Origin of the sequence: Sinanaerobacter chloroacetimidivorans, from assembly GCF_018128545.1 — a bacterium.
Lineage (GTDB): Bacteria > Bacillota > Clostridia > Peptostreptococcales > Anaerovoracaceae > Sinanaerobacter > Sinanaerobacter chloroacetimidivorans.
This window is the reverse complement of the sequence record NZ_JAGSND010000001.1, coordinates 452,493-466,345: the sequence shown is the minus strand read 5'-3', so window position 1 is coordinate 466,345 and position 13,853 is coordinate 452,493. Positions and strand designations below refer to the sequence as shown.

Annotated in this window: 9 protein-coding genes; 7 read left to right on the top strand and 2 right to left on the bottom strand. The window is 39.2% G+C overall.

The features are described from left to right. The first annotated feature begins 325 nt into the window (after positions 1 to 325). Both KCX82_RS02300 and KCX82_RS02295 read left to right on the top strand, forming a co-directional pair. A complete protein-coding gene (locus KCX82_RS02300) occupies positions 326 to 5,335 on the top strand; it encodes a glycoside hydrolase family 38 N-terminal domain-containing protein (RefSeq protein WP_227016818.1) in 5,010 nt (1,669 codons plus the stop codon). Positions 5,336 to 5,897: 562 nt separating this feature from the next. Next, entirely contained in the window at positions 5,898 to 6,500 is a 603-nt protein-coding gene (locus KCX82_RS02295) for a hypothetical protein (RefSeq protein ID WP_227016817.1), read from the top strand. A 41-nt stretch (positions 6,501 to 6,541) separates the two neighbouring features. Here the strand turns inward: KCX82_RS02295 and KCX82_RS02290 are convergent, their stop codons facing one another. After that, positions 6,542 to 6,760 carry a helix-turn-helix domain-containing protein gene (locus KCX82_RS02290; RefSeq protein WP_227016816.1) on the bottom strand — a complete coding sequence of 73 codons (219 nt, stop codon included), beginning with the start codon at positions 6,758 to 6,760 and terminating at the stop codon, positions 6,542 to 6,544. 295 nt (positions 6,761 to 7,055) lie between these two features. On the opposite strand from KCX82_RS02290, the gene KCX82_RS02285 reads away from it, so the two are divergent. Then, the gene (locus KCX82_RS02285) at positions 7,056 to 8,495 is read left to right on the top strand and encodes a 4-hydroxyphenylacetate 3-hydroxylase family protein (protein ID WP_227016815.1); all 1,440 of its coding nucleotides are present in this window, start codon (positions 7,056 to 7,058) and stop codon (positions 8,493 to 8,495) included. A gap of 250 nt (positions 8,496 to 8,745) precedes the next feature. Here the strand turns inward: KCX82_RS02285 and KCX82_RS02280 are convergent, their stop codons facing one another. Next, positions 8,746 to 9,315 (bottom strand): hypothetical protein, encoded by a 570-nt coding sequence (locus tag KCX82_RS02280; protein WP_227016814.1) that lies wholly within the window; start codon positions 9,313 to 9,315, stop codon positions 8,746 to 8,748. 240 nt (positions 9,316 to 9,555) lie between these two features. Here KCX82_RS02280 and KCX82_RS02275 point away from each other — a divergent pair, with 240 nt between their 5' ends. From KCX82_RS02275 to KCX82_RS02260, 4 genes are all read left to right on the top strand, one after another. Further along, complete coding sequence (locus tag KCX82_RS02275) at positions 9,556 to 10,956, top strand: N-acetylmuramoyl-L-alanine amidase family protein (protein WP_227016813.1); 1,401 nt, start codon at positions 9,556 to 9,558, stop codon at positions 10,954 to 10,956. 33 nt (positions 10,957 to 10,989) lie between these two features. After that, positions 10,990 to 11,460 (top strand): flavodoxin, encoded by a 471-nt coding sequence (locus KCX82_RS02270; protein WP_227016812.1) that lies wholly within the window; start codon positions 10,990 to 10,992, stop codon positions 11,458 to 11,460. Positions 11,461 to 11,667: 207 nt separating this feature from the next. Further along, positions 11,668 to 12,510 carry a sialate O-acetylesterase gene (locus KCX82_RS02265; protein WP_227016811.1) on the top strand — a complete coding sequence of 281 codons (843 nt, stop codon included), beginning with the start codon at positions 11,668 to 11,670 and terminating at the stop codon, positions 12,508 to 12,510. A gap of 422 nt (positions 12,511 to 12,932) precedes the next feature. Next, complete coding sequence (locus KCX82_RS02260) at positions 12,933 to 13,853, top strand: ABC transporter ATP-binding protein (RefSeq protein ID WP_227016810.1); 921 nt, start codon at positions 12,933 to 12,935, stop codon at positions 13,851 to 13,853.

Genomic DNA, 13,853 nt, shown 5'->3' with positions numbered 1-13,853 from the left:
ATAGATATATAATTTTGTACTATGGTTAAAAATGGATGCAACTAATTTATACACATTATATAATTCAGATAATAGATTATAAAAAAATTGACAATTAATCGAATTTGAAACTTTTGATTGATTTTTGCTTATTTTTTACTCTAAAGCATTACATAAGTAATTGATCTGTATTATTTACCCTTCTAATCGCACAATTCGTCATCATTATCATGCTTTATTTAAAAGATTCCTAAATTTATATTAAGACGGGAGGTGAAAAAGGTCCTTCGTGTATTGTGTGTGAGGTTAAGACTTCAAAAATATTTTTACAAAGGGGGAATTTACAATGACTAAAATCAAGAGACTTATGAAAAGAGTGCTCTCATCAGCACTGGTACTTCCATTTCTCATGTCTCCATGTTTTTCAACAGATGCTTTTGCCATGGATTTGACTCAGGACAAGACAATCTATACGGTATCAAACGCACATCTTGATACTCAATGGAACTGGGATGTAAAGACTTCAATAAACTCATACATACCCAAGACATTTAACAACAACTTTGCACTGTTTGAAAAATATCCTGATTATCAGTTTAATTTTGAAGGCGCATTCCGGTATGCTCTTGCAAAGGAATATTACCCTGAAGCATACGAAAAGATTAAAGATTATGTTGAGCAAGGCCGCTGGAATGTGGCAGGAAGCTCCTGGGATTCAGGAGATGTTAACATACCCTCAACAGAGGCATTGATGCGGAATATACTTTATGGCAATAAATATTTCGAAAATGAATTTGGAAAGACAAGCACCGACATATTCCTGCCTGACTGTTTTGGGTTTGGATATCAGCTTCCATCGGTTGCGGCGCATATGGGCCTGACAGGATTTTCAACCCAGAAACTTAGCTGGGGCTCAGCCTATGGGACTCCATTTGATATAGGGAAATGGTATGGGGTAGATGGTTCATACCTGATTTCCGCACTAAATCCAGGGAGCTATACCACATCTTATAGTAAATCTTTAAGCGCCTCCGGGTCCTGGGTTGACAGAGTCAATTCCAATGGGAGCAATTATGGCGTAAATGCAGCTTATAGTTACCATGGAACCGGAGATACGGGAGGGTCCCCAAGCGATGGTTCGGCAAAAGTAGTACAAGACGATATTAATAAGGGCAAGGATCCTGTAACAGGAGTTCAGGTTCTGAGCGCTCCGGCAGATCAGCTGTATAGGGATATTACTGCCCAGGGCCTGCAGGATAAACTTCCTTCCTATGACGGAGAACTGGTCATGAGTACTCATGGAGTAGGGAGCTATTCATCGAGGACAATATCAAAACGATGGAACAGACAAAATGAAATGCTTGCAGATGCCACGGAAAGAACAAGCGTAATGGCGGATTGGCTGGGAGGTGCGCCCTATCCTAAAGAGAAATTAGATGAAGCATGGAAACGTTTTATATGGCACCAATTTCATGACGACCTTACAGGGACAAGCCTTCCTTCGGCATATATGCTAGCCTGGAACGATTATATCCTTTCTCTTAATGAATTCTCACAGGAACTTGAAAACGGAATGGGAGCAATTGCTAATGCCATGGATACAAAAGCTGACGGCATTCCAGTCATAGTATACAATCCCATTTCAAAGGAACGCAAAGATATCGTAGGGGCAAAGGTAAGCTTTTCATCGGAAGTTCCGGAAGCGGTGAAGGTTTATGGCCCCGATGGCAATGAAGTGCCTTCACAGATTGGAAGTATCGACGGTAATGCTGTAACAGTATTATTCCTTGCAGATATGCCCTCAGTTGGGTATAAGGTATATGATGTAAGGCCGTCTGATTCAGCATCCTCACTTTCAACAGGATTGAAAGTTACTGATTCAACATTAGAGAATGATTACTTCAAAGTGACTGTCAATGCTGCCGGCGATATAGCAAGCGTTTATGATAAGGTAAATGCAAAAGAACTCCTTTCAGCCCCTTCCAGGCTCGAGCTGTTAAATGACAATTCTACCAGCTGGCCTTCATGGGAGATATTATATAATGACGTAATGGCTTCCCCGAAAGGTTATGTAAGCGGACCGGCTGATATGGAAATCGTTGAAAACGGACCTGCAAGAGTGGCGCTGAAGGTGACACGTGAATATGCCGGATCAACATTTACCCAGATTATCAGACTGGCATCAGGGGATGATGCGCAGCGTATAGATGTGGATAATAACGTTGACTGGAACATGAAAGCTACCAATTTAAAGGTGTCATTCCCCTTAAGCGTTTCAAACCCAATGGCTACTTATGATTTAGGGCTTGGCACGATTCAAAGAGGGAATAATACCAGCAAGCTGTATGAAGTACCTGCACAACAGTGGGCAGACATTACCGATACAAGCGGGGAATATGGTGTAAGCATACTAAATGACTGTAAGTATGGCTGGGATAAGCCGAATGATAATACCCTCAGGCTTACATTGATCCACACGCCGAAAGCCACTTATGGAAATAACAAACAGGATACCCAGGACTTTGGAGAAAATAGGTTCCTTTATTCAATATACGGTCACAATGGAGACTACGTTGATGGACAAACAGTAACCCAGGGAGAAAGGGTAAACCAGCCGCTTAAAGTATTCCAGACTGTAGCCCATGATGGGGATTTAGGCAAACTTGCATCTTTCCTCACTGTAAGCAATCACGATGTAACTGTCAAAGCAGTTAAATTAGCAGAGGCAGGCGATGAATATATCGTAAGGGTACAGGAAACCAGCGGAAGCCCTGTTTCAGGTGTTACTTTAGAAATGGGCAGCGGTATTTTAAGTGCAAGAGAAGTCAATGGATACGAAGACCCGGTAGGGCCTGCAACGTTAGAAGGTGGAAAACTACTTTTTGATATGAAGAGGTACGAGCCTAAAACATTTGCTGTCAAATTAGTTGATCCGTCCGTAAAACTTAGTGCTCCGGATTCAACTCCTCTCGATTTACCGTTCAATAAAGATGTAGTATCCTTTGACAGTAACAGAAATGATGGAGCTCTTGATATTGCCGGAAGGACGATCCCAGGAGAATTGTTCCCGGATAAAATTGCCAGCGGCGGAGTACATTTTAACCTGGGACCGGCAGGAAATGGAGATCAAAATGCAGTAGCAGCCGAAGGCCAGGAGATTTCAATACCGGAAGGATATAAGCAGGTATACTTGCTGGCAGCTTCAACTGCAGGAGACATGGCCGAAACATTCATGGTTAACGGCAGCCCGGTCCTCCTCAATATCCAGGATTATAAACAGAATGTTGGACAGTGGGATATTCCCGCAGCTTCGTATTATGCCAATATCAAGCGCGAACCGGTTGCCTGGACAGCAACGCACACCCATACGCCAACTTCCAACAGCGCGTATGACTTTATTTATCTTTTTAAATACAGGATCGATTTACCGGAAGGTGCAAATACAATTACGCTTCCTGACAATAACAACATTTTGGTATTTGCAATGACAGCTGCCAATAATGTCAATGGCGATACAATCCCTGCAGGTGCGCTTTATGATGAAAAGAATGCAGGTGAATTAGCCTCATTGACAGTGGCAAACGGAAGCGGGAGCGGGCTCTACCCTGTAGGCTCAACAGTACCCATTTCTGCCCAAGTACCTTCGGGATACCTGTTCAAAGAATGGGTAGGGGCACAGGTAGCAGATCCGACATCACCGAGTACAACGATTAAGGTGCCGAAAGAAGGTGCAAGTGTTACGGCAGCATTAATCCAGTTAGGACCGAATTTGGCTTTGAATAAACCGGTAACGGCCAGCGGATATGTAAATAGTAATGAGGCGCCGAAATTTGGAGTAGATGGATCAACGGGCACGAAATGGTGTCAAACCGGATCATCCAATAAATGGCTGAGCGTTGATTTACAGGGAGAATATGAGATTAACAGATGGGTGGTAAGGCATGCAGCTACCGGTGGTGAGAATGCATCCTGGAACACTGCGGACTTCAGGTTGGATGTAAGCTCTGACGGGAGTAACTGGACTACTGTAGATACAGTAAAAGGCAACACCTCGGATATAACAAACAGAGTGTTATCGCCTGTGAAAGCAAATTATGCGCGGCTTTATATCACAAAAGCGACAAATAGTTCGGATACAGCTGCAAGAATTTATGAATTTGAAGTATATGACAGCCCGAAGGTGGATTTTGGGAAGCTTACTGTGGAAAACGGAACCGGAAGCGGCAGCTATGAAGTTGACCGCGTTGTACCAATCTCGGCAATCGTTCCCTATGGATACCTCTTCAAGGAATGGACGGGAGCTCAAGTGGCAGATCCTAAGTCACCTAAAACAACGATCAGGATTCCTGAAGGAGACACATCTGTTACAGCGGTATTGACCTATTTGGGTAAAGACCTTGCTTTAAACAAACAGGCAGAGGCAAGTAGTTATATCAATGAAAACGAGAAACCTACCTTTGCCGTAGATGGAAGCTTATCAACAAAATGGTGCACGACTACTCCAGGGTATAACTGGCTGACTGTCGACTTGGGGGACGAATGCATCATAAACAAATGGGTAGTACGGCATGCAGGCGCCGGTGGAGAAAATACGGACCTTTATTGGAATACAAGGAATTTCAGGCTTGATGTCAGCCTAAATGGGACCGACTGGACTACAGCAGATACAGTAAGAGACAATACTGGGGATGTGACTGCTAAAGATATGCAGCCTGTTAAAGCAAGGTATGCGAGACTTTATATAACGGATCCTGTCACATCAGATTTTGGTACGCATATAAGAATTTACTCATTTGAAGTGTATTGCCAAAGGCAGCTGGAAAAGGTTACCATATCGGTAGACAATACTAAACTTGAGAGAAACCAAACATCCAATATTGTTATATCAGAGGCACTTTTATCAACAGGTGAGCCTGCAGATTTGACAGGGGATAATGCACAAATAGAATACATGAGCACGAATCCTGCCGTAATATCCATAGAAGATGGAATAATAAGAGCCAATAACGCAGGAGATGCGGAGGTTTATGTAGTTGCAACACTCAATGGCATTACGGTGGAATCCAATAGAGTTCATGTTAAGGTAACAACCAGTGCTGACTCCATAAGCAATCTGTTAAAGTATTATGAGAACTCCGGTGACTTAACTTATCCGTTGGTGCCGCAGCTTACAAACTCACTTGATCAAGCTGTGCATCAAATGGAAATAGGAATGCCGGATAATGCAATGAAACATATGGAAGATTTTCTGAAACATCTTAATAATGAAGCAATGAAGCCTTATGCCAGTAAGGCTGCCAGATCTGCTCTTGATTCCGATGCAAATGCGTTGATAGATATGTGGAAGGCTCAGTAATATAATTAAGAACTCAATAAAAAATATGACGTGGCCTGGCTACGTCATATTTTTTATTTCTGAAGGAGAAGGGAACGACGAAATGAGAATCTGAGCATTTTTCTTCGAAATTTTCAGATTCATACTGTTTTCTATTATGATTAAATCCTTGAATTTACTGGGGTTTGAGCATTTTACGTGTGTGTGGAGATTTATAATCCAAAGTTGCATGTGGACGGTCGTTATTATAAAAGTTGATATACCTCTCAATTTGCTCTTAAAATCGCTTAATGAATGATTGATTTTTCAAGACAGGAAGATCATTGCTTACTTAGAAGATATGTCAGGCAAGAGGGAAAGAGGTTCTTTATTAATTAGGTGAAGGGTAATCTAGTTCACCCACAACAATTATTGTTCATTGAAAAGGCAAATGCAGTCGATTGTAATAGATGATGGGGATGCAGGAGAAAACGCAATATCGGGAAATGATGGAAGAAAGAAGTCTTCATTAGTTAGGAAAATCACATAATGATAATATTACTCATATATTAAATTATTGAGTAATAAGGGAGAGCAATATTTGATGATAAATAAAATGCAAGAGGTATTGCCTAAAAGTGAGCAATACCTTACACAAGAGCAAATGAATATTATCATTAACTCACAAAGGCTTTGGTTAGAATTAGCTTTTACGATAAGGAGCTTAATGATCGCAGTTATAAGAGATCCAGAAAGAACACAATCGGCAGCTAATCGGCTATACAATATTGTAGAAATAAATTTTTACAATTATTTAAGATTATTCTACGGACCCGATGTTGCTCAGCAATTAGTTAATTATCTGTCAAATTTTATAACGAATATGTGGAGACTATTTGAAGCAATTTCCACTAATAATACTGAAGAAATGAACTCAAGCGTAGTTAAATTATACGAAAATGCAGATCAAGCGTCGTCATATCTTGCTAGTATTAATATTTATTGGAATGAACAACAATGGAAGGATTTTTTATATCAATCTATCAGAGGAACGATTGACGAGGCTACAGCCTTAGCTTCAAAAGATTTTGAAAAAGAATATCAAATATTTAATCGACTTGCAGATTTGGCTACTCTTATGGGGGATTATATGGCTAGAGGCATAATATCAAGAAGTGCACCTTCATCACCCCAGCAAAATTCATAAATATCCTATATAGATATGGGCGATGGACTGTCCCTTCTTGATCAGAGGCGAAACAATGGTTCCTTGTTGCAGAACTTTCTGTTTATACAGTCATTTTCAGCTCCTGGCCGGGTAACTTTCACTTTATGTTTTTCAATTTCCCGTAAAATTGTGGTAGGGGATTTCTTCAGAATATCTGCAATTTGCACATAGTTTTTCCTACCATGCAGGAGCTCTCGGATGGTCTGCCTGTCCGATGCTGTAAGATGTTTATTTTTCATCTTCTAGCCCTCCCATTCCCTGTATTGACAAGCTCATATCCGATGAGCGAAATGCCTCTGGATATTCCTCTGGTGATTATGCCAATATATCGCAACTAATTTGTCTTTCAAACATGGATAAAAGTGGCGCTGCCGCTTTTTTCTTTTGTATTGAGCCTTTTATCAGTATCTGATAAATATCTACTTATGGGTGAGTAAATGAAAAATTGTCGGGTATTTAACAGTTAATAACAGTGTCTGCCGGTAAGGTGTCCGGTAAACTCTGAATTGTTATGTCGGAAAGGAGAAAAACCTCATGTTGAAAACCGGAAAAGAATATATTGAAAGCCTTCGAAAATTAAATTTAAATGTTTATCTGTTTGGAGAAAAGGTAGAATCACCCGTGGACCACCCGATTATCATTCCTTCCATGAATGCGGTTGCAGTGACTTATGATCTGGCACTGGATCCATTATATGAGGATTTAATGACTGTTAAATCGCACCTTACGGGTAAAAAGATCAATTTATTCAATCACGTATTCCAAAGCAAGGATGACCTTGTAAAAAAGGTAAAACGTCAGCGTATGCTGGGCCAGAAAACCGCCTGCTGTTTTCAGCGCTGTGTTGGACAGGATTCTTTTAATGCCGTTTATAGTACAGCCTATGAAATCGATAAAAAGTACGGTACGGATTACCAGGAACGATTTAACCGGTTTCTTGGATACGTACAAGAAGAAGACCTTGTCACCGACGGTGCTATGACGGATGTGAAAGGTGACCGCGGGCTTTCGCCAATCAATCAGGTGGATCCCGACTTGTATTTGAGAGTCGTTGAACGAAGAACGGACGGAATCATTGTCAACGGCTGTAAAGCGCATCAGACAGGGATTGTCAACTCCCATGAGGTTTTGTGTATGCCGACCATCGCCATGAAGCCTGAAGATAAGGATTATGCGATTTCCTTTGCTGTTCCTACGGACTCACCGGGAATCACCATCATCTATGGCCGACAGTCCTGTGATACAAGAAAACTGGAGGGCTCGGAAATTGATGTTGGAAACAGCCAATTTGGAGGTCATGAAGCGCTCATCATTTTCGACCATGTTTTTGTCCCGAATGAAAGGATTTTCCTAAATGGGGAAACTGAATTCGTCGGAATGCTTGTAGAACGGTTTGCAGGGCATCACAGACCAAGCTATGCCTGCAAATCTGGTGTGGGTGATGTACTCATCGGTGCAGCCGCTCTAGCTGCAGAATATAACGGGGTAGCAAACGCTTCCCACATCAAAGATAAGCTCATTGAAATGACCCATTTAAACGAGACGATCTATTCTTCCGCCTTGGCTTGTTCCTATGAAGGTGCTCCTACTCCATCCGGAGCGTACCTGATTGATTTGCTCCTGGCTAATGTATGCAAGCAGAATGTAACAAGATTCCCATATGAGATGTGCCGTTTGGCGGAAGACATCGCCGGCGGCCTCATGGTAACCCAGCCGTCGGAAAAAGACTTCAGAAGTGAAGCGGTAGGGCATTACATCGAAAAATACCTGAAAGGAGTCAATTCTGTTCCGACAGAACATAGAATGCGAATTATGCGATTGATCGAGAATTTGACCTTGGGTACCGGCGCAGTCGGTTATCGGACGGAATCCATGCATGGCGCAGGCTCTCCACAGGCACAAAGAATCATGATATCAAGGTTGGGTAATTTTGAACATAAAAAGGAAATGGCGAAAAAAATTGCAAGAATATAATATCTTGGATTTTTGTTGTTCATAATACAGATATTATTCATATAATGATTTTTTATTTTTGGATACCATTCAGTATCTTAAACAATTCGATGCCCCTTAAGGATATCAAAAAACATTTGAAAAAGTAGGACTGCAAAAGAGGAAACAAGGCTTGATTAATCACTTACAAAAGATTCTTGTTAGAACACCGAAATTCCTTGAATATCAAGGGATTTCGGTGTCTTTGGTCCAAATGAATTTGTGGTTCAATTTAGCTGGAAATAATATATTTAAATAAGCCATTTGAAAAATAGTCAACCGTTTCCGCATCATGGGATAAAAGGGTATCAAATATCTCAGTACTTTTGACATAGTCTCCCGATAAAAATGCATTTGATTCATCAATTGTTAACATAAGATGTCTAAATAATAAAGCTCTCCATTCACTTTCCTGCCAAAACGGATTTATTTCCGAAAGCATAGCAGTTATTTGATGTATAATATGATGTATCTGTTCCATATATCCATTTACTGCAGTATCATCACCATTCTTTAGTGCATCAATTAAAGATTCTATAGAAGTAATGTAACTGGATAAAAGGTTAGTATAAGTATTAGAAATCTGATCACCAAAAAATAATGTAAATATATTACTAAACTCCAATGGTATTTTATTTAATCTTTGTCGTACAACTTCTTGGTCACTTAATCCTGCGAATGTGCTAATTATATAAGCTCTCAGCCATGTAGCCAAATCTCTCCAAGTCATTCCTGCTCTCAATATCAAATTCATCTGTCCTGAGATTGTATCCATATCTTTAAGTTCCTTTATATGAATCATATTTGGTATCCTCCTTTTTAAATTAATACAGTATATTACTGCATATATCGTGTTGCTATCTAACACACCACTTAATTAAAATTAAGAAGCTGATGCCAGCAAAAATGCATAGAGAAGAATTATATAACATTTGTATTTCAGTCATATTAACATTTGGTTATAGAAATAGATTTTTGTCATTTCCTCTGTTATAATCTGCAATATTAAATGATGTTTTGTTTTGTAAAAGAGGGGTTTGTTATGACAAAAAAAATCAATTTCACCATCGCATTTCTATTCATAATGGTTTTCTGCACGATCATGGGAAAAACAGTTGCTGCAGCAGCAACCCCCGCTGACGTTAAGCTTGTAATAAATAATGAGCAAGTAACGGCAGATGTTATGCCCTTTATCCAGAACGACCGGACCCTTGTTCCGGCAAGAGCAGTTTTTGAGGCCCTTGGGGGAACAGTAAATTGGGATCAGAGCAATTATATCGTTACCATAGAATACGATGGTGTTATCGTCATTCTTAAAATCAATGATACAGTTGCAACGGTAAACGGTAGGAACAAAACGCTGGACGTTCCTGCCACAATAAAAAACGGCAGGACCATGATTCCTGTCAGATTTGTGGCAGAAGAGCTGGGATTTCTTGTTGGATGGATTAATTCTACAAGGACCGTCACAATCACATCCTCTGAAAAGACTGATGTAAGGCCTGTAATTACAGGATACGTCACAGAAGTTTCCGTGGAAGAGGGAACTTCAAATAAAGAGAATACAATAGTAACCGTTCAAATGTCGGAACCACTCAAAGCGCCGGAGGACTATTCGACGATGAACCTGACCTCTCCCGACAGATTTGTTCTGGACGTAAAGAATTTTCTGGTAGATTCGAAAGTATCTGGCTTGACATATGATCAAAAGGATTCTCCCTTAACGGCTGTAAGAGTTTCTGCCTATAATGAAAATGCCGTCAGAATTGTATGTGATCTAAAGGAAGCGACAACCCCTACTGTAAGTTTGTCTGCAGATGGGAAAACCTTGACAATTTCCTTCAGAACTTTGAGTACATACTTTAATCCCATGGATGACGGAAAGCTGGTGGTGATGCTGGACCCGGGTCATGGTGAATCTACGGCGGGAAAACGAAGCCCTGACGGTACGTTGAAAGAATATGAATTTAATCGGACCGTTGCAAATAAAATGAAGAATATTTTAGAAGCCCAGGGAATAGAAGTGCTTCTTACAGTAAATGATGATTCCGACCCCAGTCTAGCGAATAGATGTGAAAGTGCAAATAATTCCGATGCCGATATTTTTGTCAGTATACATGCAAATGCTTTTGGCAACGGAAAAGAATGGACAACCCCAAAGGGGTGGGAAATCTATCATTACCAGGGAAGTGTTCTGGGCAACCGTCTTGCGGCAGCTATTTCAAGCTCCAATTTCCCGGAAATAGGGATCCTTAACCGGGGCATTAAAACAGGGAATTTATATGTAATTAAAAATACATATATACCGGCGGTGCTGATAGAACATGGGTTCTTTACAAATATTGAAGAAGTTGAACTTTTGAAAAGCGATGAGTGGAGAGATAAAGCAGCACAGTATAATGCGGAAGGTATCATGAACTTTTTGAATTCTTATATTGAATAATAAAGAAATACATAATTGAAAGGGAATAGCATTATGAACAATACGCTAATCGTTTATTATTCGCTTTTCCAAAATACCAGGAATTTAGCGTTAGAAATTGCAAAACAGACAGGTGGTACTATAAGAGAATTGATTCCGGAAAACAATTATTCCTTTGATTATAATACAGCTGTTAAAGAAGTAAGAAATGAGATCTCACGAGGATTTTGTCCGAAACTGATATCTGGAAATGAATCAATCGATAATCATCAAACAATATGTATTGGTACGCCAAACTGGTTTAAAACATTAGCCCCGCCGGTAATGAGCTTTCTGAGACAACATGATTTTACAGGGAAAACAGTAATTCCCTTTTGTACCCATGGAGGAGGCGGATTTGGCCAAATTGAAGATGATATATCTAAAGAGTGCTCAAAATCCATAATTCTACCTGGCATTGCCGTAAATGGTGCTATCAAGCCGGAGGAAATTACAAATTGGCTCAAGACAATTGGTGTATTATAACACTATTTTATTTTTTGTAATTGAAAATCCGATACTGTAAGATGCTTATTTTTCGTTTTGTAGTTCTCCCATTCCTTGCGTTAACAAGTTCATATTCGATGAGTGTTAATTGAAACGGCAAATGCAGTCGTCATGGAAGATGATGAGAATGCAGATAAACAGGAATTTGCAGAGGAAGTTTAAGCAATATAAGTTAGGAGAAATACAATGAAATCAGTTTTAATGATTGGACAGTCAAATATGGCTGGCCGTGGCTTTATAGATGAAGTACCAATGATTTGTAATGAGAGAATTCAAATGCTTCGTAATGGTAGATGGCAAATGATGACAGAGCCAATTAACTATGATAGACCTGTCTCAGGTGTTGGACTTGCAGGTTCTTTTGCTGCAATGTGGTGTATGGAAAATGAAGAAGATAAGATTGGTTTAATTCCTTGTGCAGAAGGTGGAAGTTCGTTGGATGATTGGGCTGTAGATAAAACATTTTTTAAACATGCAGTCAGTCAGACAAAATTTGCAATGCAGGATAGCGAACTTATCGGAATTTTATGGCATCAAGGGGAAAATGATAGTTATGGAGGAAGCTATCAGACCTATTATGAAAAATTACATGTAATTGTGGAGGCATTGAGAAAAAAACTGAATGCACCAGAAGTTCCATTCATTATTGGTGGTTTGGGTGATTTCTTGGGAAAATCAGGCTTTGGATTGAACTGTATAGAATACGAATTGGTAAATCATGAATTACAAAAATTTGCTTCAGAACAGAAAAATAGTTATTTCGTAACAGCAGAAGAATTAACATCTAATCCAGATGGAATTCATATGAATGCGATTTCACAAAGAAAATTTGGTATACGTTATTATGAGGCGTTTTCAAAGAGAAATAATGTGTTAAGTCCTATGGAAAATGAGATGGAATTGCTGGATATTTGCATTAATAGACCGTATACAAAAGGCGAAAAAATGTATCTGGAAATGATGAAATTTGCATTAGGTAAGATAACTTATGAGAAGTTTATGGAAAAATTAGGAACAATGAGTAATTGAACTGATAGATAAATTCCGATTTATCGGTGAGATTATAAGCATAATCTTTAGTCAGCTTTTCCCTTAACAAGTTAAAACTATCTCTTATAATTCATAGGAGAATATGCTTTGATCGAACTTTTCTCTAAATCCTGCATGCCAAAAAAAGCAGCAAAACTTTTTCCGCAAAAGTAAAATGCAGCTTTAAAGTTCTTGGATCATCTTTTTTTACTTTGCCATTTACTTTTGCAATTAACAGACATTTTCGCCTCGGTAAGAAATAGTTGCCTTAGAACAAATGTTCTGGTATATTATAGTAGTTAAGTTTTAATATCTTCTAATTATAATTGCGGAAGATTCAGCTACTGGAATTTCTGAACAAAAACTTTATATCATCAGTATGACGAATAAATAATAAAACCTGCTAAGGAGAAAGAAATAAGATGAATCCTATAATCGAAGTTAAAAATTTTACTAAAAAATATGGTGATTTTACTGCCGTAAATAATATCTCCTTTCATGTGGAAGAAGGGACTATTTTCGCTTTTTTAGGACCTAATGGTGCTGGGAAAAGTACAACAATCAATACGTTATGTACGATATTTGAAAAAACTTCGGGTACACTTTTAATAAATGGGAAAGATGTTACTACACAGAAAAGCGAAGTTCGATCGACAATCGGTGTCGTGTTTCAAGATTCCACATTAGACTCCAAAATGACAATTGAAGAAAATCTTAAAATGCACTGCGTTTTCTATAACATACCTAAGAAAGAAGTGGAAGAACGGATACGGTTTGTTTTAACCCTCGTTGATTTATTGGATGAAAGAAAGAAATCCGTAGCCGCTTTGTCAGGCGGAATGAAACGCCGTGTAGAAATAGCGCGTGGATTGATTCATTATCCGAAGGTTTTATTTCTCGATGAACCGACAACAGGTCTTGATCCCCAGACACGTGCACATATTTGGGAGTATATTCTCAAGCTGCAAAAAGAAAGAAATATCACAATTTTTCTAACCACACATTACATGGAAGAAGCTGAAATATGCAACAAAATTGCAATCATCGACAATGGGGTAATCGTTGCCCATGATACACCATACGCGCTAAAAAAAGAGTTCACAAAGGATAGAGCATATATTTCTACAAAAAATGAAGCTGAACTGGAGCAATTGCTGGTACAATATGAGCTGAAATATGAAAAAAAAGAAGGTTACTATAAGGTAGAGGCTGAAAAGCTTGATTGTTTATTACAGGTCTTAAGCCTTCATAAAGACCATATCAGCAATATAGAAATCAAAAAAGGTACATTTAATGATGTTTTTCTAGAGATAACAGGGAAAAAGATCAGGGAGGAGGCGTAA